At 55.8% G+C, this 659-nt stretch carries 1 pseudogene; it reads right to left on the bottom strand.

The annotated features are described in order from the left end of the window. A pseudogene (locus tag RMSM_RS40790) lies at positions 1-659 on the bottom strand (cytochrome C); the annotation flags it as partial.

Below are 659 nucleotides of genomic sequence, written 5' to 3'. Positions count from 1 at the left end.
ATGCTCGTCGGGCGTCTTGGGAGTTTGCCCCGTGTACTCGGCGACGTGATGCAGCAGGCTGACGGCGAGCGATGCGGTGGGAATCTCTTTATGACACGCGATACACGTTCCCTCGCGGCTGATCCGATTCAGTTCGTCTTTGTTGAACGCTCGCGATAATTGGAAATGGTGCCCTACGGTGGCAAGCTGTTGTCCATCACGGTCGACGATTTGAGACCAGTCGTGATCGAGGTTTTCGATCGCGGCCATCTGAGGCTGCGATTTTTTCGGCAGGATCGTGCCATCGATCGATTGCAGATCGACCACATGTTGCTGATTCCAAGGACGCGTCGAACCGATCCCTAGTCCGAGTGCTTTGTTGGATGCATGGCACGATTCACACGTCCGTGCATTCTTGGTGATCGTGTGCGGCTGCGTTGGACTCATGTCGATCGACAACTGGCCATCCTCGCCGCCGCCTTCGCTGTTCGCTTCGGTTTTGAAAATGTGATTCAACATTAGTGGCTTGCCGTCCTGCCCGATCACGGTCACCGATGTTTGACAACCGGGAGCCAGCGGGCTGACACGTCCTTCGCCGTTAATCCCCAACATTGGTTCTTCCCAGCGTTCGTAGCTGCGACTCTCGCTGACTTTGCCGGGGATGATCGTATCGAATCCTT

Origin of the sequence: Rhodopirellula maiorica SM1, from assembly GCF_000346295.1 — a bacterium.
GTDB classification, from domain to species: domain Bacteria; phylum Planctomycetota; class Planctomycetia; order Pirellulales; family Pirellulaceae; genus Novipirellula; species Novipirellula maiorica.
The sequence above is the reverse complement of the archived record's forward strand: the minus strand, read 5'-3'. Positions and strand labels throughout refer to the sequence as shown.